Here is a 14,061-nt window from a genome sequence, read left to right as displayed (position 1 = left end):
TGTTATGCCAACTTTACATTTACAGCATTAAGTCCTTTTCTTCCTTCTTTAAGGTCGAAAGTTACATCGTCATCTTCTCTAACTTCGTCAACTAATCCAGAGATGTGTACGAAGTATTCTTTAGAAGATTCATCGTCAATGATAAAACCGAATCCTTTAGATTCGTTAAAAAATTTTACTTTTCCTGTGTTCATAATATTGTTATTGTATTTTATAATGATTCAAAGGTAAGCAATGTTTCTTAATTATCATCAAGTAATGAAAAAAAATATTTTTTTTCTGCAATTCTCGAATGGGATTTACATGAGGAATATGCCTGCATTTTGGCATTTTTCTACTTCTTCTGCAGGCCATATCCCTGTCTGAACTTCTCCTATATGTGTTTTTCGTAGCAAAAACATGCAAAGCCGGGATTGTCCTATTCCACCTCCAATACTTTCTGGAAGTTTTCCTTCCAGCAATGTTTTATGGAATAATAATCCTTCTCGAGCCTGACTATCAGTTATTTGAAGTTGATGTTTCAAAGCTTTCGCATCAACTCTAACACCCATAGAGGAGATTTCAAATGCCTGCTGTAAAATTGGGTTCCAAACCAGGATGTCTCCGTTTAACCCTTTTTTTCCATCCTCGCTTTCGGTGGTCCAGTCATCATAATCAGGAGCTCTACCATCATGGGGTTCACCGTTGGCTAGCTTGCCTCCGATTCCGATCAGGAATACAGCGCCGTATTTTTTAGCCGCTACAGTTTCCCTCTCCTTTGCTGACAGGTCCGGGTATTCTGCTAATAAATCCTCACTATGGATGAAGGTGAGCTCTTCGGGTAGGATAGGGGTGATGTCCGGATATTGTTCAAACACTTCCAGCTCCGTGGTTTTAATGGACTGATAAATCTTGGTCACGGTTTTCTTTAGGTAGTCTATCGATCTTTCCTCAGGCTTGATGTGTTTTTCCCAATCCCACTGGTCCACATAAAGCGAGTGGATAGGAGAGTAGTCCTCATCAGGTCTCAAGGCTCTCATATCGGTAATGATACCTTTTCCAGCAGAAATCTCGAGTGCAGCCAATTGCCATCTTTTCCATTTGGCCAAAGAGTGAACCACCACAGCCTTCTTTTCAGACTGGTTTTTTATAGGAAATCCTACAGGTCTTTCGATGCCATTCAAATCATCATTTATCCCTGTGCCATCCACTATCGCCAAAGGGGAGCTAATCTTGACAAGATTAAGGTTTCGGCGAAGGGATTTTAAAAAAGTTGTCTTTACCAATTCAATGGCTTCCTCTGTGTCTAGCCTTCCTAGAAGACTTTTGTACTGGGTTAATTCTGCTGTTTCCATTGTGTTATTTTTAATGAATGGGTTGAAAAGATACTTAATATGTAACAAAGGTATTTGTTTGTTGATTAAATCATAATAAAAAGCATAAATTTTTGAATAAATTATCAAGATTTGGATAAAAAATAAAGAGTCGGTAATTTTTACCGACTCTTATTGAAAATTTTGCAATGGATCAACCTCATTTAGGTAGTGGGAAGATGTAGACGGGCTTGGGGATGGAAAGGGTAAAATCAGTAGGGGAGACTTTTCCGGTTGTTTGATCCCTTTCAAATAACACAATTTCATCGGTATCCTGGTTGGCAATCAAAATCTGCGAAAGGTCGGGGGACAATAAGAAGTTTCTTGGATTCTCCCCGTTTACCCCAATTCTTTGAATGGCCTCCAGCTTTCCATCAGCCGAAATTTTAAAAACTGTCAACTGGTTGGCTTCTCCGCGGTTGCTGGCATAAAGGAAAGAGCCATCAGGGGTGATTCTGATTTCGGCACCTCCCTGTTCGCCAGAAAAATTCTCTTCACTCAATAAATGGCTCCCAACATGCTCGTAAGCACTCCCAGAAGAATTTTGGTAATGCCCAACCTCCCCCGTAAGCTCATGTATCAGATAAAGATGGTCTCCTGTTTTATCGAATATCAAATGCCTCGGTCCGGATCCCGGGGCTACCTCAATATCAAACGAATGGGTAAGCGGATTGGTGGCGGTTGAATCAAAATCATAAATTTTCACTTTGTCGATTCCCAGATCGCCCACGAACAACTGTCTACCATTGGGATGGAATACCGCCGAATGCACATGGGCAGCCTCCTGCCTTTCCTCGTTTACACTGCTTCCCGAATGCTCAACAGTCTGGACAGTTTTCAACAACTCACCATTTTCTCCGATCTGAAGGACTGAAAGGTTTCCCCCCTCATAATTACCAACTATAAGAAACTTCTCCGAGGGGTCAAGGGTGAGGTAGCAGGGAGCAGCTCCGTTTGAGGAGACTGTGTTTATTTTTACAAGGTTGTTGTTTATGGAATCAAACTTTAAAGAAGTGACTTGGCCATTATCTGTCTCTTGGACGGCATAGACGCGGTTGCCAGATTTAGTGGAGATTACAAAGGAGGGGTTTTCTATATGGGTGGCTATCGATACGATTTCTGGAGTTCGATTGGAATGGAAGCGCACAAGGTTTATTCCTTGCTTATCGGTTTCGGTATAGGTACCGACCAAGGCCAGAAAGCTATCTTGAGCGATGGCTGAATGTGTCATAAGCAGTGCTATGATTATGGTTAAAAATGATTTCATGACTTATTGTCAACCAATATTTTAGCCAAAAAAAAAGAGCATCCGACTGACTGCTCTTATTAATTAGATATATGATGTACGTGCGGTCTCCAAACCTGCTGTCAGGTTCTAATTTTACTTGACACTTTTCTTAAACATTTTGCGCCAAAGAGGCTTTGAGTAGCTTCTTTAGAACTTAATGTCCTGGGTGGCCATTTTTTGGCCATTGCTTTTCCACTTTGATCTACTAGCTTTTTAAACCTTTTTCTTCACGTCATCCGGCTCTTCTTCGGAAGAAAGTACGTGGGTTTTGGGGTGGTATTTACCCTTCAGGTCGTCATATTCCGAATTTTTCCACATCTTCACGCCAGTAAAATAACTGGCCCTTCCCAGCATGTGCGCACCCACCGGGGCAGTCAAAAGCATAAAAAGGATAATGGCCAGCACCCTTGAGGTGATGGAAAGGTCATTGAAGTAAAAAGCTGCCGCGATCAGGATCAGGCCAATTCCCAAGGTGGCTGCCTTGGTGGTCACAGAAATTCTTAAATAGAGGTCGGGCATCCTCACCACGCCGACGGCGGCAAGGAAAATGAAGACGGCACCTAAGGTGGACAATATAGCGATACTGATTTCAGTCATTTTTTTCTCTTTTTTCCAAATAATAAGAAAAGGCCACTGTACCCAAAAAGGCAATCAGCGCCAAAATCATGGCAATATCCAAAAAGGTGGGCTGGTTGGTATGGATGCTGTATATAGCAATGATGCCTATCCCAGTGGTAATGATTAGATCCAGCGACACAACCCGATCGGATAAGGTAGGGCCCTTCAGAAACCTAACAAAGATGATCAGGATGGATATGGCCAGTAGCGGCAATATGATATAGTATAAATATTCGTATAGACTCATCGCAAAATTTCTAATAGTTTTCTTTCAAAGCCATTCTTGATGCTGTGAATGAATGCTTCCTTATCACTTACATACATGGCATGAACGTATAGTACCTTTTTATCATCAGACACATCCAAGCTCAAGGTGCCCGGCGTGAGGGTAATCAGGTTGGCCAAAAGGGTGATTTCAAGATCTGTTTTGGCAGTAAGCGGTATACGGATTATCCCGGGCTTCATATAATAACGTGGCGTCATCACGTCATAGGCTACCTGCAAATTGGCCTTGACCAATTCATAGATGAAGAAGAAAAAGAAAGCAATAATTTTGGGCCCGCGGGTAAAGTATTTGTCATCCCTGCGGGAAGTGGAAATCAGCCAAAGTAGGATATAACTTAACAGGAAGCCGAATACGAATCCTTCGGCGGAGAAATTCCCGGTAAGTGAAACCCATATGATGGCCAGCAACATATTGCTGAGTAATTTGGTCTTTATCATGGCTGCGATTCATTTATAGGTCCCAAAACTGCTTCAATATATGGCGTGGTATCCATTAGCTGCTTTCCGATAATGGTGCTCAGTTGGATCACATGGTCGGCGCCAAGTCCGATATAAAGGGAAATCAAGGACAAAAACACAATTGGGAAAACCATGGCGGTTCTTTTTAGAGGCTTCAGCTCCCAGAAATATTTCACATTGATCTTTTTCGGCAATTTGTCCCCATCTTTCCAGAATACTTCCGCCCAAAGTTTTGCCATCACAAACAAAGTCAAGAAACTTCCTGCAATGATGAAGGCCACCAGCATAAAGTTCTCAATAGCAAAACCTGATTCTACCCAGAAGAGTTTGGCCCAAAAACCTGATAGCGGCGGAATACCTACCAGTGAAAATATGGGAATTGCCATCAAAAGGGAAAGTTTTGGATACTCCTTATACAGCCCGCCTAAGTTGCGCATGCTAAAGGTACCCTTAATTTTGAAGATCAGACCACTGACCATAAACAGGTTGGTCTTCACGATGATATCATGGATCAAATAGAAAACGGTCCCAATAAGGGCGGCCTCGGTAAACATACCCAAGCCGGCAATCATGTATCCAATATGGCCCACAATTAGGTAACTGAACACTTTCCTGATGTTATTTTGGATTAAAGCGCCAATACATCCTGTTAGGATGGTGAGCCCTGCCACCCAGCTGATGAGGTTAATCATAAATTCGTCTGGAACGAATATAAGGGTAAACACACGCAACAAGGCGTATACACCCACCTTGGTCAGCAATCCCCCAAAAATGGCCGAAATGGCCGGAGGAGGAGTGTGGTAGGAGGCAGGAAGCCAAAAATGCAAGGGGAAAACAGCCGATTTGATACCAAAGCCGACAAAGAAAAGTATGGCCGTAACATTCACCAGTCCTCGGTTTTCCAAATTGGCGACTTTTATCGAAAGATCCGCCATGTTCAGGCTACCCACTAGGCCGTACAGGATGGCAATGGCCGTCAGGAATATGGCCGATGCCAACAGGTTCATGGTCACATACTTGATAGAACCCTCTATTTGGGCTTTCTCCCCACCCAAGGTGATCAAAACGAAGGAGGATATGATGATAATTTCAAACCATACATACAGGTTGAAAATATCCCCTGTCAAAAATGCGCCATTCAATCCCATAAGGAGAAAATGGAATATCGGGAAATAGCCAAAACGTACCCGCGCATTGCGTACGCTGCCCACTGAGAAGATCGATACGGCCAATCCTGCCAGTGAGGTCAACAGTACCATTAGCGAACTTAAGGGATCCGCTATAAAGGTAATTCCAAAAGGGGCCTCCCAGCTTCCCGCTTGGGTCACATGGATTCCGTTTTTTAGCACTATGGTGAGTAGCCACACCGAAATACCCAGCGTGACCAAGCTCATAATTACGCTGATAGCCTTTTGGGTGTTCTTTTGTGTCCAAAAGAACATCAAAAGAATGGCTGTAAACAGCTGGGAAATGATAGGTAAAATTATGTAAGGGTTGCTCATAAATCTTCGTCAGTTGCATTCATTTCATCAAGGTCATCTGTTTTGACCACCTTATAGGCCCTTTTGATCAGGATGATGGCGAAGGCCTGCAGACCAAAGCTGATCACAATGGCGGTAAGGATCAAAGCCTGTGGCACTGGGTCGGCGTAAATTTCGGCCAGCACGTAAGAGGCATCGTCGATGATGGGTGGTTTTCCCTTGACAATTCTTCCCAAAAGAAAAATCAGCAGGTTGGCCCCGTTGCCCAGCAGGATGAGGCCGATGATGAGTTTGACCAAGCTACGCCGCAACATCATGTAAATGCCTGCCGCATACAGTAGCCCGATAATTATGACCAGTAATAACTCCATTTATATAGTTTCTGAAATAGTAAAGATAATGGTTAAGGTAACTCCCACCACAACCAGAAAAACCCCAATGTCGAAAAACAGGGCGGATCCAACCATGCCTATCACAGGCACTGGGTTTTCAAACCAAAGCCCCGTCATCAAGGCTCCCCCTGTGAAAAGAGGCGCAATGGCTGCTATAAGTGCCAAAGCCAAACCTATAGGCATGAGAAATCCCGGGTGGAATTTGATGATACCCCTGGTTTTTTCGATGCCGTTGGCAAAGGAGTGGATGACGAAAGCTATCGCCGCGATCAGGCCTCCCACAAATCCGCCTCCCGGCAAATAGTGGCCCCTGAGTAAAATGAATATGGCAAACAATAGCAACAAAGGCAGTAGGTAGCTCGATGCCGTTTTAAATATGATTGTTTTCATGCTTATTCTTTTTCAATGCTTTTAAGTCTGAGCTTCAACAAACTGAAAACCCCTATGGCCGCAATGGAAAGTACGATGATTTCCACCATGGTATCTGCCCCCCTGAAATCTACCAGGATCACGTTTACGACATTTTTTCCCTTGGCAAGAGTGTAGGCGTTTTCAGCATAATAGGCAGAAATCTCTCTCTCTAATGGCTCATTCAACACTTCAAGGGTCAACAAGCTGATGAGTCCGCCAAAAATCAAAGCCAACATGCCGTCTCTCACCCTGGAACCCGTGTCCGATAATTTGAGGTATTTGGGCAAATTATAAAGCACCAGTACAAATAGAATGACGGTAAGGGTATCGATGGAAAATTGCGTCATGGCAAGATCCGGTGCCGAGTAGAAGAGGAAAATCAGGCAGATGCTATAACCGATGATCCCCATAGCCGCCACTGCCACCAACCTAGAGCGAGTAAAGACGGTGAAAACAATGGAAACCGCCATGATGGCCAGCACAATGGCTTCGTATAGGGTGATTTCGGTGAGTTTCCCAAAGTTGACATACAGATCAATGCCCTTGAAAATCTTATAGGCCAAAAGGACGGATAAGAAAGTCAAGATAGATATCACATAATATCTCAAATAGCCGTTTTGCAGCACGTTGGTAACTCCCTTGGCGGTAGATTCAAAGATTCTGGTACATCGAAGGATAATGCTCATCGGCGAGATAGGCTCAAACCGGGTGGCTTTAGCCAGAAGGCCTTCAGATGGTTTCAGGATAAAATACAACCCAAGTCCACCCCCTATAGTGATGGTGCTCAAGAGCAAAACAACGCTCCATCCATGCCACAAGGCAAGATGAAAATCAGGACTGGTGTTCAAAATAGCCGCAGCCACTGGCTTTATCAGTGGAGAGTCAATGATCATGGGCAGCACTCCAAACACAATCCCAAGTCCGGCAAGAATCATTGGGGGAACGTACATCAGTGGGCTTGGCAAATGAAGCTTTTCATATTTTTGCGGTAATTTCCCCAAAAAAGGCTTGATCCCCGCCAGAAAACCGGCAAATAGGAGGCAAATATTGGTAAGAACAGCTGCGACAGTAAGGACAATTGCCCAGTCACCGTAGTGAAGGGTTGCTTCGTAAATCAGGTCTTTTCCCAAAAAACCAAAGGACGGTGGTATACCAGCATTGGAAATGGCCGCCAATATTGCAGCAATCCCCACCGGTAACATTACTTTGTTCAATCCTGAAAGCTGGCTGACATCGCGGGTTCCTGTCTCGTGATCTATGATCCCTGTGACCAAGAAGAGGGTTGCTTTGTAAAGTGCATGGACCAGAATAAAGACAGATGCCGCCAAAAGCGCATCATCCGTTCCCAGTCCGATGAGAAATACCAATACCCCAAGCGCTGAAATGGTACTGTAGGCCAGGATACCTTTCAGATCCAATCTGAAAACCGCATGAATGGCCGCATACAGCATGGTGACCCCACCTATGATTATCAGCGTGGTATTCCAATACTCATGGTTACCCAGTACAGGAGTAAATCGAGCCAGTAGGTAAATACCGGCTTTTACCATGGTGGCTGAGTGTAGGTAAGTGGAAACAGGTGTTGGTGCCTTCATGGCGCCGGGAAGCCAGAAATGAAATGGGAACTGGGCGGATTTTGTAAACGCACCCATGAATACCAAAAACAAGATCAAGACAAAGTAGGGATGGTTGTGGATGAGCTCCGTTTGGCCCATTAGCTCTACTATGCTGTAACTTCCCGTGACATAGCCCAGTAGAATCATTCCCGCCAGAAGAAACAGTCCTCCGAATCCGGTGATACCCAAAGCCAAGAGGGAAGACTTCCTTGATGCTTCACTATCATTGTTAAAACCAATCAGGAAAAACGAACTGATGGAGGTCAATTCCCAGAAAATGAAAAGCGTAATGATATTGTCTGATAGCACCAGCCCCAGCATGGATGACATAAACATGGCCAAGTAGCCATAAAACCTGTCCAAATAGACGTGTCCTTTCAAATAAGCACTAGTATAAATAAAGACAAGCGAGCCTATCCCGGTAATCAGCAAGGTGAACAGAAGAGAAAGCCCGTCCAGATGGAAATCAAAATTTATCCCAAGCTGAGGGACCCAGTTGTAAGTAAAATGATAGGTCTCACCGTTGGCTACTCCTGGGATAAAACTGAGGAAATAAATAAACAGAATAACCGGAAGGGCCGAAAGGAGAATGGATAAGTTCCCTTTAATTTGTTTGCCGATAACAGGCAAACAGGCTGCTAATAGAAATCCTGATAAAACAGAAAGGAGCATATAGATGTTTTCTAATTCTATTTAAAATGGATAAGGCAAATGATTGAAAATCAAATCGGTAAAAGCTATTTTGTTAAGCAAAATCCATTGGGGACCTGCCTTTGCTTCTTTGCAAAATACAAAAATTATATGAGAAGCTTAATCTGGCTTTTGATGATCGGTGAGCTCAGATTTAAAGCTTGTTGGGTAAAACATTGAAAATGAACAGGTTGTTTTTCAGGGGAGGAAACCGGAAATTTTATTTGAGGGTACTTTTTCAAAATAATTCAAAAAAAGCAGCATTTTGATTAACTTCATCTAAACACTAACCTATTAAACTAATGAAATCAACTTATGAAATAGAGGTAGGCAAACGCTTTACCATCTACAATAGCTTGTTTCTCGATTTGCCCTTCGATGATATTTATCAGACGGGAACCCTGTTGCCCATATTGGGTTCTGCCTGTGAAAAAGGCCTGGAAAAAGGGATGAGCCCCAAAGAAATCATCGAAAAGTTTTTTGAGGAAATGCTACAGTCGAAAAGTGAAAAGGAGAGACACGATGTGCTTTTTCAGCTCATCCAATATGTAGAGCGACAGGTCGTTCTTTTTGATTCCATTGAGGATGCGGCATTTGAAAAGATCAATGAAATCAATGGCAAGGGCAGCATGCGAGCTCTGGTGGCCCGGGCAGAAGCCGATGGCAACAGAAAAAAGCTAATCGAAAAGCTCAAAACCTTTTCCATCCGGATCACCCTGACAGCTCACCCCACTCAGTTTTATCCCGGAAATGTGCTAGGGATCATCACTGACCTTGAGTCTGCCATCGAATCCAATGACCTGGAACATATCAACCTGTACCTACAGCAGCTCGGAAAAACGGCCTTTATCAATAAAAGTAAGCCATCACCTGAAGAGGAAGCTGCCAGTTTACTCTGGTATTTGGAAAATGTATTCTACTTCAGTATCCCAGATATCATTTTCAGGATCTTGAAACAGCTCAACCTTTCCATCCATGATTGGGACAACCCCCAGCTTTTTCAGATTGGGTTTTGGCCAGGAGGGGACAGGGACGGAAATCCATTTGTCACCCATGAGGTTACTAAAACGGTTGCAAGCAGGTTGCAGAGGTGGATTCTCAAGTGTTATTACAGGGATATCAGAAAGCTGAGGAGAAGGTTGAGCTTCAAAAAGGTGGAGCCGATTATTCTAAAAGTAGAGGGTGATATTTATCAGTCCCTATTTGCTGATCAGGAAAACCCCATTCAAAAGGATGAGCTTCTTTCCCAACTTTATGAAGCCAGAGAAGCGATAATCACCTATCACAACGGCCTCTTCTTGGATCTGCTAGATGAGTACATCTTGAAGATCAAAATTTTTGGGTTTCATTTTGCCAGCATGGATGTGCGCCAAGACAGCCGCAAGCATGATGGCCTATGGAAGGAAATTCTGAATACTGATCAGTCGCCTACCATGGAGGAGTTGTTTTCCACTCAAAGCCTGCCGGAGAGCTATCAGGATGATTTCCATAAAGAAATGGTAGAAAGTTTCAAAACCATTCCACTGATTCAAAAGCAGAATGGGGAGGAAGGGCTGCATCGCTATATAATTTCCAACTGTCAATCTGAATTGCACATCATGGAGGTGTACCGTTTAGCACAGCTCACTTTTCCAAAGGAAGATGGATTGCCGCTGGATATTGTGCCGTTGTTTGAAACCATTGATGATTTGGCCAATGCCCCTGGCATCATGCGGAGTCTGTATCAGGATGAGCGATATTCCAAGCATTTGAAGAATAGGTCCATGAAGCAGACCATCATGTTGGGCTTTTCGGACGGCACCAAGGATGGTGGGTATATCCGGGCCAACTGGTCAATATTGAGAGCCAAGGAAGAGTTGACTAAGGTTTCGAAGGAATTTGGACTGGCGGTGGTGTTTTTTGATGGCAGGGGAGGACCTCCGGCTAGAGGGGGTGGGAATATGCATAATTTCTATGCTTCCCTTGGTACTGAGGTAGAAAATGAGGAAATCCAGGTTACGATACAAGGGCAAACCATCAGCGCAAATTACGGAAAGGAAATCACCTGTACCTATAATTTGGAGCAGTTACTGAGTGCCGGCTTGGAAAACCATCTTTACCCAACCCCCGAAAAGCAATTGTCAAATGAGCAGCGGGAAATTCTAGAGCAAATGGCCAAGTATAGCTATGATGCTTATAAGGATTTCAAAAACCACCCCAAATTCGTCCCTTACTTAGAGCACATCACGCCCCTGAAATATTTTGGTGAGGCCAATATTGGTTCCCGTCCCGTGAAGCGCAACAAGGATGAGGGGATGTCCTTTGATGATCTTCGAGCCATCCCATTTGTAGGGGCGTGGGCGCAGATGAAGCAGAACATCCCGGGGTTTTATGGGATCGGAAATGCCATCTCCACCATGGAAAAAGAAGGGAAGCTGGAAGATGTGAAAAAACTGTTTCAGGATTCCCTGTTTTTCAGGACCCTGCTTGGAAACAGTATGCAGTCTATGGCCAAGTCCAATTATAAAGCCACGAAGTATTTATCGGAAGATAAGGAATATGGAGAGTTTTGGAAAAAAATGCATTCGGAATACCAAGAGTCACTAAAGTACATCTTGGAAGTGAGCGGGATGAATTCCCTATTGGAGGAAACGCCGGTGATTAAAAGTTCAATCGCCATTAGAGAACGGATCGTGTTGCCCTTGATCACCATTCAGCAGTATGGAATACAGAAGTTGCTTGAAAATCCTGAGCTGAAAGATGAGGAAGTTTATCAGCGGTTAATCCTGCGATCAATGTTTGGAATCATCAATGCAGCAAGGAACGCTGCTTAAACACAATAAAAAAAGGCTGCCTGTTGATAGGCAGCCTTTTTACTTTACATCCCACCTTCGTTGGTGAGGTTGTGAAGTTTCCCAAGTTCTTGATCAATTGTCCAAAGACCAATACCCGCTTCTCCAATGATGTCGAAAATTTCCAATGCTCTTCTTGCCAAGGTCTCCTCTTCTCTCTGCTCGGTGACATACCATTGCATAAAGCTGAACGTGGCGAAATCCTTAACCTCAAAGCAGTGGTCCACAATCTTGTTGATCGATTTGGTTACCTGGATCTCATGCTCCAAGATCAGTTCAAATACCTCCCTCAAAGAGTTGAAGTGATGCTGAATGCTGTCGATAGCCGGCTGGATGGCGTGTCCCCCCGCTTCATTGATATAGTGGAAGATTTTCAGCATGTGCTGTCTTTCCTCTTCGGAGTGGGCATAAAGATGCTTCGCTGCGTTGGCATAACCCATCATGTCACACCAAGATGCCATTGAGAGGTAGTAAGCTGAAGACTTGCCTTCCATCTCAATCTGTTTGTTGAGGTGTTTTTCCGTATCATGAAGAAGCGAACGCTTCAGAGTTACTATTTCTTTACCTTTCATATGTGATTAATGTTTAATTGTTCCAAATGATATTAACAAAACTAATCAAAAATTAAGCTTAATAGTTCTGTTTCTGCTAATTTGGAATTGGTATAATTAAATATCTTAGAATAATATTCTGTTGATTTAATTTGTACTTAATTTAAATAAATTGTCTTTGGTTATTTTATTACCTGAACCTGGATATAGGAAGGATGCTCCTCTGAGAAATAGACCGTATGGTCAGCCTTTATAAAGTCCTCTTCTTCAGCTTTGAAAATGTTGTCCACGTATTTTTGAGGGTTTCGATCAATAAGGGGAAACCATGTGCTCTGTACTTGGAACTGGATTTTGTGCCCTTTTTTGAAGGTGTGGAGTACATCCTGTAGCTGGAACTTAACTTCAGTCACTTCTTCCGGAATAAATGGTTTTGGATCCGAGAAACTTTCTCTGTATCTACCCCTTATCACCTCCGAACGTACCATTTGGTGGTAGTTGCCCATCTGCATGCCGTCCTGCACATGGTCATGGTTAGGGGTGTCGGCTGGATATACATCTACCAATTTTACCACCCAATCGGCATCGGTGCCCGTGATGGAAACCATCAGGTTGGCAAAAATTTCTCCCGCCATCGTGACATCTTCGTCCAATACCTCAGTTTCAAATACCAACACATCCGGACGGCGGGCGGCAAAACGCTGGTCATCGGCCATGTATTTTCTTGGTGTGAAATTAAGTTTGATGTCCTGACTGTAGGGGACGGGTTTGTTGGGATCCGAGGTGAATGTTTCCTTTCCTTCTCCAGTTGGTTTGTCGCGGCTGGTCTTTTCATTTGCATGGAAATAATAGGAGACTTGTTCAGCCTCACTTGGCGGCCAAGTGTCAAAGGTGAACCATTCCTTTTTCCCTGTATCAAACATGTAAGCCTCAGGCAGGTCAGTTTGGCCATCTGCATCACCCTTGAGGAAATGGTGGAAAAACTTAGACTCAATATTTTCTTGATACCAGGTTGAAATGGAATCCCCAAAATACACATTGGAGACCGTCTGAACACCCCGCTCCCGTGCCCAGTCTCCATGAGACCACGGTCCCATCACAATGGTGTTGTAGTTGTCGTTATGCTTTTCGATAGTCTTATAGATTTCCAACGGACCGTATAAGTCTTCCGCATCAAACCAGCCACCTACTACCATCACAGCAGGCTTGATGTCCTCTTTCAGGTGGGGGATAATGGATCTTTCTTGCCAAAATTCATTGTAATCAGGATTTTCCTTGAGTTGGGTCCAGAAGAAATTATCCTCCTTATAATATTTGTCAGCATTTTTCAAGGGGCCCATGTCCATGAAGAACTGGTAACCGTCTTTCGTCCCTGGGTCTACCATTTCGTACCAGGCCTTATCTGTTGGGCCATCGTGCTGATAGCCAAAGACCGTGGTCGCCAGCCAGTAGCTGAGGAAGTAGGCGCCATTGTGGTGGAAATCGTCGAAATAAAAGTCACCAATTGGCGCTTGAGGCGAAACAGCTTTCAGGGCTTCATGGGCAAAAGGCAATGAGGCAGCTGAATAAAAGCCAGGGTAGCTGATGCCCCATTGGCCAAACCTGCCATTGTTATTATCTACATTTTCCAAAAGCCACTCAATGGTGTCATAAGTGTCGGTGCTCTCATCGATTTCCGTCATGCCTTCTTTTCGAAAAGGAACGGTCGGGCGCATATTGTCATAATCGCCTTCGGACATCCATCTGCCTCTCACATCCTGGTAGACGAAAATGTATCCATCCCGCATCATTTTTTCGGAAGGGCCCAAAGCAGGCTTAAATTTGTCCTCCCCATAAGGACCAGCGCTATAGGGTGTCCTTTGCATCACCACGGGATAATCCTGACTTGTGTCCTTAGGAGAATAGACTACGGTGTGGAGTTTAACCCCATCACGCATGGGGATCTGATATTCTTTCTTTTCATAATTGTCCTGTACATAGGACTGGGCAAAAGAAAGGGGTTGGATCAATACCAACAATAAAAAGGCAAAAGTGAGTTTTTTCATCATGGGTTCAATTATATTCTAAACTAATATACCAAAAACCTTAAA

Annotated in this window: 13 protein-coding genes; 1 reads left to right on the top strand and 12 read right to left on the bottom strand. The window is 43.8% G+C overall.

The annotated features are described in order from the left end of the window. Window positions 1-2: 2 nt before the first annotated feature. The 10 genes from KI659_RS14380 to KI659_RS14335 form a co-directional block, all read right to left on the bottom strand. Window positions 3-194 (bottom strand): cold-shock protein, encoded by a 192-nt coding sequence (locus KI659_RS14380; protein WP_143961448.1) that lies wholly within the window; start codon window positions 192-194, stop codon window positions 3-5. Window positions 195-299: 105 nt separating this feature from the next. Continuing rightward, window positions 300-1,334 (bottom strand): aspartate--ammonia ligase, encoded by a 1,035-nt coding sequence (asnA, locus tag KI659_RS14375; RefSeq protein ID WP_213946058.1) that lies wholly within the window; start codon window positions 1,332-1,334, stop codon window positions 300-302. Window positions 1,335-1,512: 178 nt separating this feature from the next. Beyond that, window positions 1,513-2,619 carry a lactonase family protein gene (locus tag KI659_RS14370; RefSeq protein WP_213946057.1) on the bottom strand — a complete coding sequence of 369 codons (1,107 nt, stop codon included), beginning with the start codon at window positions 2,617-2,619 and terminating at the stop codon, window positions 1,513-1,515. 234 nt (window positions 2,620-2,853) lie between these two features. Continuing rightward, window positions 2,854-3,237: a monovalent cation/H(+) antiporter subunit G gene (gene mnhG / locus KI659_RS14365; RefSeq protein ID WP_213946056.1), complete on the bottom strand. Its 384-nt coding sequence runs from the start codon at window positions 3,235-3,237 to the stop codon at window positions 2,854-2,856. Further along, on the bottom strand, window positions 3,230-3,505 hold the full coding sequence (locus KI659_RS14360; RefSeq protein ID WP_213946055.1) for a cation:proton antiporter: 276 nt from the start codon (window positions 3,503-3,505) through the stop codon (window positions 3,230-3,232). Before KI659_RS14360 ends, mnhG begins: the two co-directional genes overlap by 8 nt. Then, entirely contained in the window at window positions 3,502-3,981 is a 480-nt protein-coding gene (locus KI659_RS14355) for a Na+/H+ antiporter subunit E (protein ID WP_213946054.1), read from the bottom strand. The genes KI659_RS14360 and KI659_RS14355 overlap by 4 nt, the downstream gene beginning before the upstream one ends. Continuing rightward, the gene (locus KI659_RS14350; RefSeq protein ID WP_213946053.1) at window positions 3,978-5,504 is read right to left on the bottom strand and encodes a proton-conducting transporter transmembrane domain-containing protein; all 1,527 of its coding nucleotides are present in this window, start codon (window positions 5,502-5,504) and stop codon (window positions 3,978-3,980) included. Before KI659_RS14350 ends, KI659_RS14355 begins: the two co-directional genes overlap by 4 nt. Further along, complete coding sequence (locus tag KI659_RS14345) at window positions 5,501-5,854, bottom strand: Na+/H+ antiporter subunit C (protein ID WP_213946052.1); 354 nt, start codon at window positions 5,852-5,854, stop codon at window positions 5,501-5,503. The genes KI659_RS14350 and KI659_RS14345 overlap by 4 nt, the downstream gene beginning before the upstream one ends. Continuing rightward, window positions 5,855-6,265, bottom strand: coding sequence for a Na+/H+ antiporter subunit B (locus KI659_RS14340; protein WP_213946051.1), 411 nt, complete (start codon window positions 6,263-6,265; stop codon window positions 5,855-5,857). Window positions 6,266-6,267: 2 nt separating this feature from the next. Next, entirely contained in the window at window positions 6,268-8,574 is a 2,307-nt protein-coding gene (locus KI659_RS14335; RefSeq protein WP_213946050.1) for a putative monovalent cation/H+ antiporter subunit A, read from the bottom strand. Window positions 8,575-8,894: 320 nt separating this feature from the next. On the opposite strand from KI659_RS14335, the gene KI659_RS14330 reads away from it, so the two are divergent. Next, a complete protein-coding gene (locus KI659_RS14330) occupies window positions 8,895-11,405 on the top strand; it encodes a phosphoenolpyruvate carboxylase (RefSeq protein ID WP_213946049.1) in 2,511 nt (836 codons plus the stop codon). 44 nt (window positions 11,406-11,449) lie between these two features. Here KI659_RS14330 and KI659_RS14325 read toward each other — a convergent pair whose 3' ends face one another. Further along, window positions 11,450-11,995, bottom strand: coding sequence for a ferritin (locus KI659_RS14325; protein ID WP_213946048.1), 546 nt, complete (start codon window positions 11,993-11,995; stop codon window positions 11,450-11,452). Window positions 11,996-12,156: 161 nt separating this feature from the next. Next, complete coding sequence (locus KI659_RS14320) at window positions 12,157-14,016, bottom strand: CocE/NonD family hydrolase (protein WP_213946106.1); 1,860 nt, start codon at window positions 14,014-14,016, stop codon at window positions 12,157-12,159. Window positions 14,017-14,061: the final 45 nt, after the last annotated feature.

This window comes from Litoribacter ruber (genome assembly GCF_018449405.1).
Lineage (GTDB): Bacteria > Bacteroidota > Bacteroidia > Cytophagales > Cyclobacteriaceae > Litoribacter > Litoribacter ruber.
The sequence above is the reverse complement of the archived record's forward strand: the minus strand, read 5'-3'. Positions and strand labels throughout refer to the sequence as shown.

What these genes read in the sequence shown, in the direction of transcription:
- KI659_RS14380 (WP_143961448.1), bottom strand. Translation starts at nt 194, where the DNA reads ATGAACACAGGAAAAGTAAAATTTTTTAACGAATCTAAAGGATTCGGT.
- asnA (WP_213946058.1), bottom strand. Translation starts at nt 1,334, where the DNA reads ATGGAAACAGCAGAATTAACCCAGTACAAAAGTCTTCTAGGAAGGCTA.
- KI659_RS14370 (WP_213946057.1), bottom strand. Translation starts at nt 2,619, where the DNA reads ATGAAATCATTTTTAACCATAATCATAGCACTGCTTATGACACATTCA.
- mnhG (WP_213946056.1), bottom strand. Translation starts at nt 3,237, where the DNA reads ATGACTGAAATCAGTATCGCTATATTGTCCACCTTAGGTGCCGTCTTC.
- KI659_RS14360 (WP_213946055.1), bottom strand. Translation starts at nt 3,505, where the DNA reads ATGAGTCTATACGAATATTTATACTATATCATATTGCCGCTACTGGCC.
- KI659_RS14355 (WP_213946054.1), bottom strand. Translation starts at nt 3,981, where the DNA reads ATGATAAAGACCAAATTACTCAGCAATATGTTGCTGGCCATCATATGG.
- KI659_RS14350 (WP_213946053.1), bottom strand. Translation starts at nt 5,504, where the DNA reads ATGAGCAACCCTTACATAATTTTACCTATCATTTCCCAGCTGTTTACA.
- KI659_RS14345 (WP_213946052.1), bottom strand. Translation starts at nt 5,854, where the DNA reads ATGGAGTTATTACTGGTCATAATTATCGGGCTACTGTATGCGGCAGGC.
- KI659_RS14340 (WP_213946051.1), bottom strand. Translation starts at nt 6,265, where the DNA reads ATGAAAACAATCATATTTAAAACGGCATCGAGCTACCTACTGCCTTTG.
- KI659_RS14335 (WP_213946050.1), bottom strand. Translation starts at nt 8,574, where the DNA reads ATGCTCCTTTCTGTTTTATCAGGATTTCTATTAGCAGCCTGTTTGCCT.
- KI659_RS14330 (WP_213946049.1), top strand. Translation starts at nt 8,895, where the DNA reads ATGAAATCAACTTATGAAATAGAGGTAGGCAAACGCTTTACCATCTAC.
- KI659_RS14325 (WP_213946048.1), bottom strand. Translation starts at nt 11,995, where the DNA reads ATGAAAGGTAAAGAAATAGTAACTCTGAAGCGTTCGCTTCTTCATGAT.
- KI659_RS14320 (WP_213946106.1), bottom strand. Translation starts at nt 14,016, where the DNA reads ATGAAAAAACTCACTTTTGCCTTTTTATTGTTGGTATTGATCCAACCC.